8 protein-coding genes are annotated in these 13,312 nt (G+C 66.6%); 7 read left to right on the top strand and 1 reads right to left on the bottom strand.

Translation table 11 applies throughout. From position 1 onward, the window contains the following. Positions 1 to 4 precede the first annotated feature (4 nt). The 3 genes from rpoB to BN159_RS18280 all read left to right on the top strand — a co-directional run bounded on the left by rpoB (position 5) and on the right by BN159_RS18280 (position 8,247). Positions 5 to 3,490: a DNA-directed RNA polymerase subunit beta gene (gene rpoB, locus BN159_RS18290; protein ID WP_015658478.1), complete on the top strand. Its 3,486-nt coding sequence runs from the start codon at positions 5 to 7 to the stop codon at positions 3,488 to 3,490. Between the two features lie 94 nt (positions 3,491 to 3,584). Continuing rightward, on the top strand, positions 3,585 to 7,484 hold the full coding sequence (locus BN159_RS18285; RefSeq protein WP_015658477.1) for a DNA-directed RNA polymerase subunit beta': 3,900 nt from the start codon (positions 3,585 to 3,587) through the stop codon (positions 7,482 to 7,484). Positions 7,485 to 7,623: 139 nt separating this feature from the next. After that, positions 7,624 to 8,247 carry a hypothetical protein gene (locus BN159_RS18280; RefSeq protein ID WP_015658476.1) on the top strand — a complete coding sequence of 208 codons (624 nt, stop codon included), beginning with the start codon at positions 7,624 to 7,626 and terminating at the stop codon, positions 8,245 to 8,247. Between the two features lie 9 nt (positions 8,248 to 8,256). Here the strand turns inward: BN159_RS18280 and BN159_RS18275 are convergent, their stop codons facing one another. Continuing rightward, positions 8,257 to 9,153 carry a hypothetical protein gene (locus tag BN159_RS18275; protein ID WP_231905623.1) on the bottom strand — a complete coding sequence of 299 codons (897 nt, stop codon included), beginning with the start codon at positions 9,151 to 9,153 and terminating at the stop codon, positions 8,257 to 8,259. 153 nt (positions 9,154 to 9,306) lie between these two features. Between BN159_RS18275 and BN159_RS18270 the strand changes: the two genes are divergently transcribed. The 4 genes from BN159_RS18270 to fusA all read left to right on the top strand — a co-directional run bounded on the left by BN159_RS18270 (position 9,307) and on the right by fusA (position 13,161). Further along, positions 9,307 to 9,852, top strand: a complete 546-nt coding sequence (locus tag BN159_RS18270) for a DUF1707 and DUF4190 domain-containing protein (protein WP_015658474.1) — start codon at positions 9,307 to 9,309, stop codon at positions 9,850 to 9,852. A 298-nt stretch (positions 9,853 to 10,150) separates the two neighbouring features. Further along, on the top strand, positions 10,151 to 10,522 hold the full coding sequence (rpsL, locus tag BN159_RS18265) for a 30S ribosomal protein S12 (RefSeq protein WP_003948652.1): 372 nt from the start codon (positions 10,151 to 10,153) through the stop codon (positions 10,520 to 10,522). Between the two features lie 2 nt (positions 10,523 to 10,524). Continuing rightward, on the top strand, positions 10,525 to 10,995 hold the full coding sequence (rpsG, locus tag BN159_RS18260) for a 30S ribosomal protein S7 (protein ID WP_003992340.1): 471 nt from the start codon (positions 10,525 to 10,527) through the stop codon (positions 10,993 to 10,995). A gap of 39 nt (positions 10,996 to 11,034) precedes the next feature. Then, positions 11,035 to 13,161: an elongation factor G gene (gene fusA, locus BN159_RS18255; protein WP_041819484.1), complete on the top strand. Its 2,127-nt coding sequence runs from the start codon at positions 11,035 to 11,037 to the stop codon at positions 13,159 to 13,161. The last annotated feature ends 151 nt before the right edge of the window (positions 13,162 to 13,312 follow it).

Here is a 13,312-nt window from a genome sequence, read left to right as displayed (position 1 = left end):
CCTCTTGGCCGCCTCGCGCACTGCCTCGACCGCGAATACGAACAACGGCGCAAGCACCGCCCCGCTGCGCATCTCCTTTGCAAAGATCAAGGAGCCCCTCGAGGTTCCCAACCTGCTCGCGCTGCAGACCGAGAGCTTTGACTGGCTGCTCGGGAACACCGCCTGGCAGAGTCGGGTCGAGGCGGCTCTGGAGTCAGGTCAGGACGTCCCCACCAAGTCCGGTCTGGAGGAGATCTTCGAGGAGATCTCCCCGATCGAGGACTTCTCCGGGTCGATGTCGCTGACGTTCCGCGACCACCGTTTCGAGCCGCCGAAGAACAGCATCGACGAGTGCAAGGACCGTGACTTCACGTACGCGGCCCCGCTCTTCGTGACGGCCGAGTTCACCAACAACGAGACCGGCGAGATCAAGTCTCAGACGGTCTTCATGGGCGACTTCCCGCTCATGACGCACAAGGGCACCTTCGTCATCAACGGCACCGAGCGTGTCGTGGTGTCGCAGCTGGTCCGTTCGCCCGGTGTCTACTTCGACTCCTCCATCGACAAGACGTCCGACAAGGACATCTTCTCGGCCAAGATCATCCCGTCCCGGGGTGCCTGGCTGGAGATGGAGATCGACAAGCGCGACATGGTCGGTGTGCGTATCGACCGCAAGCGCAAGCAGTCCGTGACCGTTCTGCTCAAGGCTCTCGGTTGGACGACCGAGCAGATCCTGGAGGAGTTCGGCGAGTACGAGTCCATGCGCGCCACCCTGGAGAAGGACCACACCCAGGGCCAGGACGACGCGCTGCTCGACATCTACCGCAAGCTGCGTCCGGGCGAGCCCCCCACGCGTGAGGCCGCGCAGACGCTGCTGGAGAACCTGTACTTCAACCCCAAGCGCTACGACCTGGCCAAGGTCGGCCGCTACAAGGTCAACAAGAAGCTGGGTGCGGAGGCTCCGCTGGACGCGGGCATCCTGACCGTCGAGGACGTCATCTCGACGATCAAGTACCTGGTGAAGCTGCACGCCGGTGAGACCGAGACGGCCGCGGACAACGGCCAGACGATCGTCGTCGAGACCGACGACATCGACCACTTCGGCAACCGTCGTCTGCGCAGCGTCGGCGAGCTCATCCAGAACCAGGTCCGTACGGGTCTGGCTCGTATGGAGCGCGTCGTCCGTGAGCGCATGACGACTCAGGACGTCGAGGCGATCACGCCGCAGACCCTGATCAACATCCGGCCGGTCGTCGCCTCCATCAAGGAGTTCTTCGGCACCAGCCAGCTGTCGCAGTTCATGGACCAGAACAACCCGCTGTCGGGTCTCACCCACAAGCGCCGTCTGTCGGCTCTTGGTCCGGGTGGTCTCTCCCGTGAGCGGGCCGGCTTCGAGGTCCGTGACGTGCACCCGTCTCACTACGGCCGTATGTGCCCGATCGAGACGCCCGAAGGCCCGAACATCGGTCTGATCGGCTCGCTCGCCTCCTACGGTCGCGTCAACGCGTTCGGCTTCGTCGAGACGCCGTACCGCAAGGTCGTCGACGGTCAGGTCTCCGACGAGGTCGACTACCTGACCGCCGACGAGGAGGACCGGTTCGTCATCGCGCAGGCCAACGCCACGCTCAATGACGACATGCGGTTCACCGAGGGCCGCGTCCTGGTCCGCCGCCGTGGCGGCGAGGTCGACTACGTCGGTGGCGAGGACGTCGACTACATGGACGTCTCGCCGCGCCAGATGGTGTCGGTCGCGACCGCGATGATCCCGTTCCTCGAGCACGACGACGCCAACCGTGCCCTCATGGGCGCGAACATGATGCGTCAGGCCGTGCCGCTGATTAAGTCCGAGTCCCCGCTCGTCGGCACCGGCATGGAGTACCGCTCCGCCGTCGACGCCGGCGACGTGGTCAAGGCCGAGAAGGCGGGTGTGGTCCAGGAGGTCTCCGCGGACTACATCACCACCGCCAACGACGACGGCACGTACATCACGTACCGCCTGGCCAAGTTCGCCCGCTCCAACCAGGGCACCTCGGTCAACCAGAAGGTCATCATCGACGAGGGCGACCGCGTCATCGAGGGCCAGGTCCTCGCCGACGGCGCGGCCACCGAGAACGGCGAGATGGCGCTGGGCAAGAACCTGCTCGTGGCGTTCATGCCGTGGGAGGGTCACAACTACGAGGACGCGATCATCCTGTCGCAGCGCCTCGTGCAGGACGACGTCCTCTCCTCGATCCACATCGAGGAGCACGAGGTCGACGCCCGTGACACCAAGCTCGGCCCCGAGGAGATCACCCGGGACATCCCGAACGTCTCCGAGGAGGTCCTCGCCGACCTCGACGAGCGCGGCATCATCCGCATCGGTGCCGAGGTCATCGCCGGTGACATCCTCGTCGGCAAGGTCACGCCCAAGGGTGAGACCGAGCTGACGCCGGAGGAGCGCCTGCTGCGCGCGATCTTCGGTGAGAAGGCCCGTGAGGTCCGTGACACCTCGCTGAAGGTGCCGCACGGCGAGACCGGCAAGGTCATCGGCGTTCGCGTCTTCGACCGCGAGGAGGGCGACGAGCTTCCCCCCGGTGTGAACCAGCTGGTGCGCGTCTACGTCGCGCAGAAGCGCAAGATCACCGACGGTGACAAGCTCGCCGGCCGCCACGGCAACAAGGGCGTCATCTCCAAGATCCTGCCGATCGAGGACATGCCGTTCCTGGAGGACGGCACCCCGGTCGACATCATCCTCAACCCGCTCGGTGTCCCGTCCCGAATGAACCCGGGACAGGTCCTGGAGATCCACCTCGGCTGGCTCGCCAGCCGCGGCTGGGACGTCTCCGGCCTCGCGGACGAGTGGGCGCAGCGCCTCCAGGCGATCGGCGCCGACCAGGTCGCGCCGGGCACGAACGTCGCGACCCCGGTCTTCGACGGTGCGCGTGAGGACGAGCTCGCGGGTCTGCTGAACCACACCATCCCGAACCGCGACGGCGAGCGCATGGTGCTCCCGACCGGTAAGGCGCGGCTGTTCGACGGCCGTAGCGGTGAGCCGTTCCCGGACCCGATCTCGGTCGGCTACATGTACATCCTGAAGCTGCACCACCTGGTCGACGACAAGCTGCACGCCCGGTCGACCGGTCCGTACTCCATGATCACCCAGCAGCCGCTGGGTGGTAAGGCTCAGTTCGGTGGCCAGCGGTTCGGTGAGATGGAGGTGTGGGCGCTGGAGGCTTACGGCGCCGCGTACGCCCTCCAGGAGCTGCTGACCATCAAGTCCGACGACGTCACCGGCCGAGTGAAGGTCTACGAGGCCATCGTCAAGGGCGAGAACATCCCCGAGCCCGGCATCCCCGAGTCCTTCAAGGTGCTCATCAAGGAGATGCAGTCCCTGTGCCTGAACGTGGAGGTGCTGTCCAGCGACGGTATGTCCATCGAGATGCGTGACACCGACGAGGATGTCTTCCGCGCCGCGGAGGAGCTCGGCATCGACCTGTCCCGGCGCGAGCCGAGCAGCGTCGAAGAGGTCTGACGGGAGTCCGGAGGCCTTCACCACGAAGGCCTCCGGCCCCTGGACCCCCGTATCAGACCCAAAGACTTACAACCCTGAGAGGGATTGACGCATAGTGCTCGACGTCAACTTCTTCGACGAGCTCCGGATCGGCCTGGCCACCGCTGACGACATCCGTCAGTGGAGCCACGGCGAGGTCAAGAAGCCCGAGACCATCAACTACCGCACCCTCAAGCCCGAAAAGGACGGACTCTTCTGCGAGAAGATCTTCGGTCCGACCCGGGACTGGGAGTGCTACTGCGGCAAGTACAAGCGTGTCCGGTTCAAGGGCATCATCTGTGAGCGCTGCGGCGTCGAGGTGACTCGCGCCAAGGTGCGCCGTGAGCGGATGGGCCACATCGAGCTGGCCGCTCCTGTCACGCACATCTGGTACTTCAAGGGCGTTCCGTCGCGCCTCGGCTACCTGCTCGACCTCGCCCCGAAGGACCTGGAGAAGGTCATCTACTTCGCGGCGTACATGATCACGTACGTCGACGAGGAGCGCCGCACCCGCGACCTGCCCTCCCTGGAGGCGCACGTCTCCGTGGAGCGCCAGCAGGTCGAGAACCGTCGCGACGCCGACCTGGAAGCCCGCGCCAAGAAGCTCGAGACCGACCTGGCCGAGCTGGAGGCCGAGGGCGCCAAGGCCGATGTGCGCCGCAAGGTGCGCGAGGGTGCCGAGCGTGAGATGAAGCAGCTGCGCGACCGTGCGCAGCGCGAGATCGACCGCCTCGACGAGGTGTGGACCCGGTTCAAGAACCTCAAGGTCCAGGACCTGGAGGGCGACGAGCTCCTCTACCGCGAGCTGCGTGACCGCTTCGGCACGTACTTCGACGGCTCGATGGGTGCCGCGGCGCTTCAGAAGCGCCTGGAGTCCTTCGACCTGGAGGAGGAGGCCGAGAAGCTCCGCGAGATCATCCGTACCGGCAAGGGCCAGAAGAAGACCCGTGCGCTCAAGCGCCTGAAGGTCGTCTCCGCGTTCCTCCAGACCAGCAACAGCCCCAAGGGCATGGTGCTGGACTGCGTGCCGGTCATCCCGCCGGACCTTCGCCCGATGGTGCAGCTGGACGGTGGCCGCTTCGCGACCTCCGACCTGAACGACCTGTACCGCCGTGTGATCAACCGCAACAACCGTCTGAAGCGCCTGCTCGACCTGGGTGCTCCGGAGATCATCGTCAACAACGAGAAGCGCATGCTTCAGGAGGCTGTTGACGCCCTCTTCGACAACGGTCGTCGTGGTCGCCCGGTCACCGGTCCCGGTAACCGCCCGCTGAAGTCCCTCAGCGACATGCTGAAGGGCAAGCAGGGTCGATTCCGTCAGAACCTGCTCGGTAAGCGTGTGGACTACTCCGCGCGTTCCGTCATCGTCGTCGGCCCGCAGCTCAAGCTGCACCAGTGCGGTCTGCCCAAGGCCATGGCGCTGGAGCTCTTCAAGCCGTTCGTGATGAAGCGTCTGGTCGACCTGAACCACGCGCAGAACATCAAGTCGGCCAAGCGCATGGTCGAGCGTGGCCGCACCGTCGTGTACGACGTCCTCGAAGAGGTCATCGCCGAGCACCCGGTGCTGCTCAACCGTGCTCCCACCCTGCACCGCCTCGGCATCCAGGCCTTCGAGCCGCAGCTGGTCGAGGGCAAGGCCATCCAGATCCACCCGCTCGTCTGCACCGCGTTCAACGCGGACTTCGACGGTGACCAGATGGCCGTGCACCTGCCGCTGTCCGCGGAGGCGCAGGCCGAGGCCCGCATCCTGATGCTGTCCTCGAACAACATCCTCAAGCCCGCCGACGGTCGTCCGGTGACGATGCCGACCCAGGACATGGTCCTCGGTCTGTTCTTCCTCACCACCGACGGCGAGCTGCGCGACACCAAGGGCGAGGGCCGGTCCTTCGGCTCCACGGCCGAGGCGATCATGGCGTTCGACGCCGGTGAGCTCGCGCTCCAGTCGGCGATCGACATCCGCTTCCCGGTGGGCACCATCCCGCCGCGCGGCTGGACCCCGCCGGCGCAGGAGGAGGGCGAGCCCGAGTGGCAGCAGGGTGACACCTTCCGCCTCCGTACGACCCTGGGCCGCGCGCTCTTCAACGAGCTGCTGCCCGAGGACTACCCGTTCGTCGACTACTCGGTGGGCAAGAAGCAGCTCTCCGAGATCGTCAACGACCTGGCCGAGCGCTACCCCAAGGTCATCGTGGCGGCGACGCTCGACAACCTGAAGGCGGCGGGCTTCTACTGGGCGACCCGTTCCGGTGTCACCGTGGCCATCTCCGACGTCGTCGTTCCCGAGGCGAAGAAGGAGATCGTCCGCGGCTACGAGGCGCAGGACGAGAAGGTCCAGAAGCAGTACGAGCGCGGTCTGATCACCAAGGAAGAGCGCACTCAGGAGCTCATCGCGATCTGGACCAAGGCGACCAACGAGGTCGCCGAGGCGATGAACGAGAACTTCCCCAAGACGAACCCCATCTTCATGATGGTTGACTCGGGTGCCCGAGGAAACATGATGCAGATGCGGCAGATCGCCGGTATGCGTGGTCTGGTGTCGAACGCGAAGAACGAGACCATCCCGCGTCCGATCAAGGCGTCCTTCCGTGAGGGCCTGTCCGTGCTGGAGTACTTCATCTCCACGCACGGTGCCCGTAAGGGTCTGGCGGACACCGCCCTGCGTACCGCCGACTCGGGTTACCTGACCCGTCGTCTGGTGGACGTCTCGCAGGACGTCATCATCCGCGAGGAGGACTGCGGCACCGAGCGCGGCCTCAAGCTGGCCATCGCCGAGCGCGGCGCCGACGGCGTCCTGCGCAAGGCGGACAACGCCGAGACCAGCGTGTACGCGCGCTGCCTCGCCGAGGACATCGTCGTCGACGGCAAGGTGCTCGCCCCGGCGGGCGTCGACCTCGGTGACGTCCTCATCGACCAGCTGGTCGCCGCGGGCATCGAGACGGTCAAGACCCGCTCGGTCCTGACCTGTGAGTCCGCCGTCGGCACCTGCGCCATGTGCTACGGCCGCTCGCTGGCCACCGGCAAGCTGGTCGACATCGGTGAGGCGGTCGGCATCATCGCCGCCCAGTCCATCGGTGAGCCCGGTACCCAGCTGACGATGCGTACCTTCCACACCGGTGGTGTGGCCGGTGACGACATCACCCAGGGTCTGCCCCGTGTCGTCGAGCTCTTCGAGGCCCGTACCCCGAAGGGTGTCGCCCCGATCTCCGAGGCCTCCGGCCGCGTCCGGATCGAGGAGACCGAGAAGACCAAGAAGCTCGTCGTCACCCCGGACGACGGCAGCGACGAGACGGCGTTCCCGATCTCCAAGCGTGCCAAGGTCCTGGTCCGCGAGGGCGACCACGTCGAGGTGGGCCAGCAGCTCACCGTGGGTGCCACCAACCCGCACGACGTGCTGCGCATCCTGGGTCAGCGTGCCGTCCAGGTCCACCTGGTCGGCGAGGTCCAGAAGGTCTACAACTCGCAGGGTGTGTCGATCCACGACAAGCACATCGAGATCATCATCCGGCAGATGCTCCGCCGCGTGACGATCATCGAGTCCGGCGACGCCGAGCTGCTGCCCGGCGAGCTGGTCGAGCGCTCGAAGTTCGAGACCGAGAACCGTCGTGTGGTGCAGGAGGGCGGTCACCCGGCCTCCGGTCGTCCGCAGCTCATGGGTATCACCAAGGCCTCGCTGGCCACGGAGTCCTGGCTGTCGGCGGCGTCCTTCCAGGAGACGACGCGAGTCCTCACGGACGCGGCGATCAACGCCAAGTCCGACTCGCTCATCGGCCTCAAGGAGAACGTCATCATCGGTAAGCTCATCCCGGCCGGTACGGGTCTGTCCCGCTACCGCAACATCCGGGTCGAGCCGACCGAGGAGGCCAAGGCCGCGATGTACTCGGCCGTCGGCTACGACGACATCGACTACTCGCCGTTCGGCACGGGCTCCGGCCAGGCCGTTCCGCTGGAGGACTACGACTACGGTCCGTACAACCAGTAAGCGAGTCGTTTGAGTTGAGGGGCGGTCACCCATTGGGGTGGCCGCCCTTCGGCGTGTTCGAGTCGGTTCGGGTCCGGGCGGGGCCGGTGTGCGAGGTTGGGCCGGACCCAGCCGTGCGCAAGCGGAGGTGCCGGAGCCCATGACGTCAGCGATCGCCCGGGTGTTCGCCGTAGCGGCGGTGACGGCCGCGCTGGTGGCTACGGCTGCCTGTGGGGGCGGGAGCGACTCCGTGCAGGAGCAGTCCCGGCCCACCGAGTTCGAGGAGAACGGGACGGGGGAGCCGACCTCGGAGGCGGACCGGCTGGCTTCGGTCTTCCTGGGCAGCGACTCCGAGGACGCTTCGGCGTCGGCGATCACGCTGCAACGGACCGAGCCAGGGAAGGCGGTGGAGGGGGACGTGCATGTCGAGGGCTCGAACGAGAACCCGGCCCAGCTTCAGCAGCTCAGATGGGACAGCTCGGAAGCCAAGGGTGAGGTCAGCCAGGAGTGCGTGGGGCAGACGCCGCCCTGCGACGTGGGGATCAGGGTCACCCCGATGGAAGCGGGACCGTACAGCGGTGAGTTGACGTTCACGATGGACGACGGCACCAGCCTCTCCGTCCCGGTCTCCGGGGAGGCCGTCGGGGACACGGACCCGACCACCACCGAGCCGGCGCCGGTGACGCCCACCGAGGTGCCGACCGAGGTGCCGACCGAGGTGCCCACGGAAGTCCCTACGGACGAGGTGCCGACGGACATCCCCGACGAGTACGAGATTCCCTGAGCGAGTCCCTCAGTCAGCCATGATCTCCAGCCAGGCCGTGCCGTCGTCCGGGAGAACCACGAGCTGGCGGGCGGCGTAGCTCCGCGATGCCTGGGAGATCAGATAGAAGCGGGTCGGCGCCTTCGCGACGATACGGAAGCCGCGGTACTCATAGCGATACGGTGCGGCCTTCGTGCCGTGGTCCTTGAAGCTGGTGCCCACCGCGTTGTGCTTCAGCGGCACCCGGGAATGGACCACCACGAACGGGGAGCCCTGGTAGCCCTCGTCCGCGTGGACCATGGCGTCGCCGCGACCCACGTCCGCCACATAGAGAGCCATCTCGTAGAAGAGGCTCAGTGCCAGCAGCCCGAGGAGCAGGGTGCCGCCCGCCAGCCAGGTCTGCTCGGTCCTGCGAGCCTGCCGGAGGCGGACATCCGGTTCCTCGCTGAGCCGCAGGTGGACGGCGAAGACGGCGAGGGTGGCGCCCGCCGCGACCGCCAGGGCCGGCAGGAACCGGCGGGGCCAGCCCGAGGGGAAGAGGGTCACCGTGTCCGTGAAGAACGCCGGGAAGCCGATGAGCACCAGGGCTGTCCCGACGACGAGCAGCCACGCGATCACCTTCCGGCGCAGCACTGCACGCTCGGGACCGGCCAACGCCGGGCCCAGCCAGCCGAGCAGCAGGAACACGACCAGTCCGCCGCCCAGCAGCAGGCACACGGGCACGAAGACCCCGCTGGTGCTGTTGGACACGACGCCCTGGATGGAGAACCCGAGGTCCTCCGGGGGCACGCCGAGGGCGGTGTAGTACGCCTTGATGTAGATGCTGCCGAAGTAGTAGAGCAGCGCGAAGGCGATGGTGCCGGGGGCCGCCACGAGCGCCGCGTTGCGCATGAACGTCGAGGTGGGGGAGCGCGGGGGCGCGGACATGATCCTCAGTCTGTTCGCGGCGCCCGGGGCCCGCACCCGGAGCCGGTCCCCTGGGGGACGTCTCCGGGTTTTCTCCGGGTACGAGCCCGGTGCCGTAAATGCCGGTTCGGCGCATGATGGAGGGACTCCGACCAGTACCGGGGGAGGTGCTCCATGACGCAACCGTCCTGGCAGCCCTGGCAGGGCGGCGCCGTCCCCCAGCCATGGGCCGGACACAGTGGCGTCCCGTCAATGCTCGCCTCGCACGCCGACCGTGAGCGTGCCGTGGACGTGCTCAGAGCGGGGTTCGGGGAAGGGCGCCTGGAGCAGCCCGAGTTCGAGAAGCGCGTCGCCCGGGCGTACGCCGCCCGTACGGTGGGGGAACTGGGCCTGCTCGTCGCCGATCTGCCCAACGGCCCCGTGGCGCACGGCTCGGGGCCCTACATCGCCGTATCGCACCCCTTCCTCGCCGTACCGCGCCCCCGGACGAACGGGAAGGCGGTCGGCTCGGCGGTCTGCGGGCTGCTGTGCCTGGTCAGTTTCGGACTCACCGGCATACCCGCGGTCGTCCTGGGGCACTCGGCCCGTGCTGAGATGCAGCGGACCGGTGAGGGCGGCGACGGGCTCGCGCTCACCGGGCTGGTGCTCGGGTGGCTGTCGACGGCAGGCTGGGCGGCGGTTCTGGTGATCGCGACGATCGCCGGGATCGTCTCTGGATGACGCCCATTCGAAGATCACTTACGGCGTAGGGCCTTGACATGTTCTGCCGGGTGATCCGGGTGCGGTCCATTTGTTTTGACCGCAGCGAATGAGGTAGGTACGCTCAGACCTTGTGCCTGGGGTGTGCCCTGGCTCTTGTGCGTGCCTTCAGACCGCACAGCGAGCTGTGAGCGGCCACCGCAATCTGTGCTCTTTTCGCCTCGCGGCGGGAGTCCGCCGGATTCGACACACCCGACCGCGTGGGTCGGCGACGTTCCAGGTTAGCTTCACCATTCGGCACACAGAAACCGGAGAAGTAGTGCCTACGATCCAGCAGCTGGTCCGTAAGGGCCGGCAGGACAAGGTCGAGAAGAACAAGACGCCCGCACTCGAGGGTTCGCCCCAGCGTCGCGGCGTGTGCACGCGTGTGTTCACGACCACCCCGAAGAAGCCGAACTCGGCCCTGCGTAAGGTCGCGCGTGTGCGTCTGACCAGCGGGATCGAGGTCACCGCTTACATTCCGGGTGAGGGACACAACCTGCAGGAGCACTCCATCGTGCTCGTGCGTGGTGGCCGTGTGAAGGACCTGCCGGGTGTTCGCTACAAGATCATCCGCGGTTCCCTCGACACCCAGGGTGTCAAGAACCGCAAGCAGGCCCGCAGCCGCTACGGCGCCAAGAAGGAGAAGTAAGAATGCCTCGTAAGGGCCCCGCCCCGAAGCGCCCGGTCATCATCGACCCGGTCTACGGTTCTCCTCTTGTCACGTCGCTCATCAACAAGGTGCTGCTGAACGGCAAGCGCTCCACCGCCGAGCGCATCGTCTACGGCGCCATGGAGGGCCTGCGTGAGAAGACGGGCAACGACCCGATCATCACGCTGAAGCGCGCTCTGGAGAACATCAAGCCGACCCTCGAGGTCAAGTCCCGCCGTGTCGGTGGTGCGACGTACCAGGTTCCGATCGAGGTCAAGCCCGGTCGCGCCAACACGCTCGCGCTGCGCTGGCTGGTCGGTTACTCCCGCGCCCGTCGCGAGAAGACCATGACCGAGCGTCTGCTCAACGAGCTTCTCGACGCCTCCAACGGCCTTGGTGCCGCTGTGAAGAAGCGCGAGGACACCCACAAGATGGCCGAGTCCAACAAGGCCTTCGCGCACTACCGCTGGTAGTCGCAACCCACATCGAGACCGAGAGAAGACTGAAGCCTTATGGCTACCACTTCACTTGACCTGGCCAGGGTCCGGAACATCGGGATCATGGCCCACATCGACGCGGGCAAGACGACCACCACCGAGCGGATCCTCTTCTACACCGGCGTCAGCTACAAGATCGGTGAGGTCCACGACGGCGCCGCCACCATGGACTGGATGGAGCAGGAGCAGGAGCGTGGCATCACGATCACCTCTGCTGCCACCACCTGTCACTGGCCGCTTGAGGGCGTCGACCACACCATCAACATCATCGACACCCCGGGTCACGTCGACTTCACCGTCGAGGTGGAGCGTTCGCTCCGCGTTCTCGACGGTGCTGTGACGGTGTTCGACGGCGTTGCCGGCGTGGAGCCGCAGTCCGAGACGGTGTGGCGTCAGGCCGACCGTTACGGCGTGCCCCGCATCTGCTTCGTCAACAAGCTGGACCGTACCGGCGCCGAGTTCCACCGCTGCGTGGACATGATCTCGGACCGCCTGGGCGCCCAGCCGCTCGTCATGCAGCTCCCGATCGGTGCCGAGGCCGACTTCAAGGGCGTCGTGGACCTGGTCCAGATGAAGGCGCTCGTGTGGTCCGCCGAGGCGGCCAAGGGCGAGATGTACGACGTCGTCGACATCCCGGCCACGCACACCGAGGCTGCCGAGGAGTACCGCGGCAAGCTGATCGAGGCCGTCGCCGAGAACGACGAAGAGATCATGGAGCTGTACCTGGAGGGCGAGGAGCCCACCGAGGAGCAGCTGTACGCCGCGATCCGTCGCATCACCATCGCGTCCGGCAAGTCCAGCGACACCACGGTCACCCCGGTGTTCTGTGGCACCGCGTTCAAGAACAAGGGCGTCCAGCCCCTGCTCGACGCGGTCGTGCGCTACCTGCCGACCCCGCTCGACGTCGAGGCCATCGAGGGCCACGACGTGAAGGACCCCGAGCTGGTAGTCAAGCGCAAGCCGTCCGACGACGAGCCGCTGTCCGCGCTGGCGTTCAAGATCATGAGCGACCCGCACCTCGGCAAGCTCACCTTCGTCCGGGTCTACTCGGGCCGCCTGGAGTCCGGCACCGCCGTGCTGAACTCCGTCAAGGGCAAGAAGGAGCGCATCGGCAAGATCTACCGCATGCACGCGAACAAGCGTGAGGAGATCGAGTCGGTGGGCGCGGGCGACATCATCGCCGTCATGGGCCTGAAGCAGACCACCACCGGTGAGACGCTGTCCGACGACAAGAACCCGGTGATCCTGGAGTCCATGGACTTCCCGGCGCCGGTGATCCAGGTCGCCATCGAGCCCAAGTCCAAGGGTGACCAGGAGAAGCTGGGTGTCGCCATCCAGCGTCTCGCGGAGGAGGACCCCTCCTTCCAGGTCCACTCGGACGAGGAGACGGGCCAGACCATCATCGGTGGTATGGGCGAGCTGCACCTCGAGGTGCTGGTCGACCGTATGCGCCGTGAGTTCAAGGTCGAGGCCAACGTCGGCAAGCCGCAGGTCGCGTACCGCGAGACGATCCGCAAGGCCGTCGAGCGCGTGGACTACACCCACAAGAAGCAGACCGGTGGTACCGGTCAGTTCGCCAAGGTGCAGATCGCGATCGAGCCGCTCGAGGGCGGGGACACCTCGTACGAGTTCGTGAACAAGGTGACCGGTGGTCGTATCCCGAAGGAGTACATCCCTTCGGTCGACGCCGGTGCGCAGGAGGCCATGCAGTTCGGCATCCTCGCCGGGTACGAGATGACGGGCGTCCGCGTCACGCTTCTCGACGGTGCCTACCACGAGGTCGACTCCTCCGAGCTCGCGTTCAAGATCGCCGGTTCGCAGGCCTTCAAGGAGGCCGCGCGCAAGGCCAGCCCTGTGCTCCTTGAGCCGATGATGGCCGTCGAGGTCACCACGCCCGAGGACTACATGGGTGAGGTCATCGGCGACATCAACTCCCGCCGTGGCCAGATCCAGGCCATGGAGGAGCGGGCCGGTGCCCGCGTCGTGAAGGGCCTCGTGCCCCTCTCGGAGATGTTCGGTTACGTCGGCGACCTGCGCAGCAAGACGTCCGGCCGGGCCAGCTACTCCATGCAGTTCGACTCCTACGCCGAGGTTCCGCGGAACGTCGCCGAGGAGATCATCGCGAAGGCCAAGGGCGAGTAACGCTCCGCGTTCACACGCTTTAGGCTTGACTCCGGAGCCTCGTGGGGCATTCCACCGCAATCGTGGTGAAGTGCCCCCGGGCCCGGGCTTTCCAGCAAAGATCACCTGGCGCCGATGAAGCAAGGCGTTCAGAACCACTCCACAGGAGGAC

The sequence above is a fragment of the Streptomyces davaonensis JCM 4913 genome (assembly GCF_000349325.1).
Classification (GTDB): domain Bacteria; phylum Actinomycetota; class Actinomycetes; order Streptomycetales; family Streptomycetaceae; genus Streptomyces; species Streptomyces davaonensis.
Note: the sequence above shows the minus strand (reverse complement) of the source record. Positions and strands in the feature narration are given on the sequence as shown.